Source organism: Magnetococcales bacterium (assembly GCA_015231925.1).
Classification (GTDB): Bacteria; Pseudomonadota; Magnetococcia; order Magnetococcales; family JADGAQ01; genus JADGAQ01.
The window spans coordinates 1-2,974 of record JADGAQ010000314.1 but is presented as its reverse complement, the minus strand read 5'-3'; the positions used below and the strand labels follow the sequence as shown (position 1 = coordinate 2,974).

At 61.3% G+C, this 2,974-nt stretch carries 2 protein-coding genes; both read left to right on the top strand.

What is annotated here, in order from left to right:
• A partial coding sequence (locus tag HQL56_19260; GenBank protein MBF0311656.1) for a CHAT domain-containing protein occupies nt 1-1,741 on the top strand: 1,741 nt, incomplete at its 5' end.
• A gap of 26 nt (nt 1,742-1,767) precedes the next feature.
• Nucleotides 1,768-2,856 carry a FecR domain-containing protein gene (locus tag HQL56_19255; GenBank protein ID MBF0311655.1) on the top strand — a complete coding sequence of 363 codons (1,089 nt, stop codon included), beginning with the start codon at nt 1,768-1,770 and terminating at the stop codon, nt 2,854-2,856.
• Nucleotides 2,857-2,974: the final 118 nt, after the last annotated feature.

The following is a 2,974-nucleotide window of genomic DNA, read 5'->3' as shown; positions in this document are numbered from 1 at the left end:
CAAGAAATCCCTGCGTGAGGCGTTCGAGATACGCAAGCAGATTTTCGAACGGCGCTCCGAATTCCTCAATCGCATGCTCTGGGCCACCGGGGACAACGCCAGGGAAGGGTATGTGCGGCTGCATCGGGATGAGTTGAACAACTATCTGGCCATGGTGTCGCGTCAGGATCCGGATACCGCAGGCCGCGAGGCCCTGGAAGTGGCCCTGGCGCGCAAGGGTTTGCTGCTCAAGATCACCGCCGAGATGCGTCAGGTGGTGCGCATGGCCAAGAACCCTCAACTGGAGGTCATCAGCCGGCGTCTGACCGCGACCCGCAAGCAGTTGGCGGCCCTCACCCTTTCCGGCCCCACGGCGGAAACCAAGGACAATCACTTGAAGGTGCTCAACGAGTTGCAGGAGAGCGTGGACAAGCTGCAGCTCGATCTGGGGCGCAGCAGCCAGCGGTTTCGCCGTTCGGTGGCCAAGGTCGGGGTCGATCAACTGGTCGAACACCTGCCGGAGGATGCCGCGCTGGTGGATTTCCTGGTCTATGCCGAGCGTGGGCGCAACCGCCTGCTGGCCGGGGTGCTGCGCAAGGAGAACGGCAAGGGGGTCTTCACCATGGTGCCGTTCCGCACCGACATGGATGAGATCCAGAAGGTCATCGTCGATTACCGGACCAAGATCCAGGAAGAGAATGTCGATGAGGACGAGTTGATCAAGATGGGGCAGGAGACCCATGACGTGGTCTGGCTGCCCCTCAAGCAGGCCCTGGATGGCCGCAAGGTGGTCTACGTGGTCCCGGACGGCATGCTCAACATCTTGCCATTCTCGGCCCTGATCGACGAGGAGAGCGCCTATCTGGCCAAGAGCATGGACATCCACATCCTGACCTCCAGCCGCGACCTGCTGCCGTCGGAGACGCCCTCCGCCACGGGCGGGGTGCTGATCCTGGCCGGACCGGATTACGACTCCGACAAGGTGGTGGACCGGCAGGTGATCAAGGAGATCGAAGGGAAGCGATCCGCCTCCTCTTCGGAGGTGCGTGACGGGTTGCGGGCCTTCTCCCAGGGGATGCGGGGGTTGCGCTTCGATCCGCTGCCGGGGGCCGAGAAGGAAGGGAAACTGATCGTCGGGCAGGTGGAGGAGCGCAAGAAGGCCAACCGGATCTTCCTCAAGTTCGATGCCCAGGAGAAGGTGGTGCAATCCATTGCTCAGCCGCCGGAGGTGTTGCATATCGCCACGCATGGATTTTTCCTGAAAGCCGATGACAACCTCAGAAAGCGGCTGATGAAATTGCAGCGCGGCGGCGATCTGCAATTGCCGCCGCCGGGGGACAATCCCTTGTTGCGCTCTGGCCTTGCTTTTGCAGGGATCAATGGCAACGCCGGATTCCTCGGGGAGATCGACACCAACAACGACGGTGTCCTGACCGCCCTGGAGGTGTTGGCCCTCGATCTGACCGGGACCAGGCTGACGGTGCTTTCCGCCTGCGAGACCGGGTTGGGGGAGATTCACGAGGGCGAGGGGGTGTATGGTTTGCGGCGTTCCTTCCAGGAAGCGGGTTCCGAGGCGGTGATCGCCTCCTTGTGGGAGGTGAGCGACGCCGGTACGCAAGCCCTGATGACCGGACTCTACAAGGGGCTGATGGCGGGCAAGACCCCGCATGACGCCTTGCGGGAGGCACGTCAGGAGCTGATGGATTCCAAGGAGTGGGGTTATCCTTATATCTGGTCGGCTTTCATGCTGGTTGGGAAATAATTTCCTGATCCAAGGGGGAGATCGCGATGGCCAAACGGATCGATTTTGCCGCAGGGCGGTTACACGGTGCCTTGACGCGGGTGCTGGAAGCGGACGACCGGATCGTGGTTCCCGGCGAGGAGATGCTGCTGCGGGCGATGTTCCAGCGGCAGGGGAACGATCTGGTCCTGCGGGGCACCGGGGAGCACGCGGGTCAGACGGTCCAGGTGCCCGGTTATTTTCAGCATGCCACGCCCCCGGATTTGTTCACCCCCTTTGGCGCCCGCATCACCGGGGATCTGGCGGTGCGTCTTGCCGGGCCTTTGGCGCCGGGGGTATACGCCGAGGCCGAGGCCGGTACTGGCCAGACCGGGATCGGCACCGTGGATTCGGTCTCCGGCGAGGCCAGCATCGTGCGCACCGGGGTGACGATTCCGGTCACCCAGGGGATGCCCCTCATGGAAGGGGACATCGTGCAGACCGGGACCAAGGGGAGCGTCGGTCTGATCTATGCCGACAAGTCCACGGTGGCCCTGGGCGACAACGGGCGGCTGGTGATCGAGAAGATGGAGTTCGATCCGGCGGCGGGTACCGGGAAATCCTCCACCAGTGTGGTGCAGGGGGTCTTTTCCTTCACCAGCGGCGCGGTGGCCAAGCTGGGTCCCGCCAACATGGTCTTCAAGACCCCGGTGGCCGAAATCGGCATCCGGGGCACCACTGTGGCCGGTCAGGCCGCAGCGGAAGGCAAGGAGAACACCATCACCCTGATGAAGGATGCGGACGGCGGCGTCGGGCAGATTTCGGTCACCAACTCCGCCGGCACCCAGTTGCTCACCCAGCCCAACCAGAGCACCTCCATCTCCAGTTTCAGCGCCCCGCCGGCCCCGCCGGTGATCCTCTCCGCCGCTCAGGTGGCCCAGCGTTACGGGTCTGCCATGCAAGCCATGCCCCCTCCCCAGGTCATTCCCCAGGTGACGAAACCGGCGGAACAGCACAAGGAAGATGCCAAGAAGGAAGGGGAGAAAAAAGAGGGCGAGGCCAAGGAAGGGGAGAAGAAAGAGGGCGAGGCCAAGGAAGGGGAGAAAAAGGAAGGGGAAAAAGAAGGGGAGAAAAAAGAAGGGGAGAAAAAAGAGTAAGCATAAAATAAGCAGTATTACAGATAAAAATATAAGATTTGACAAGTCAAATTTATAGTAAGACAGAAGGTATAACAGTAAAAACAATAAGATGAAACCCAAATAGTTATTAAAATAA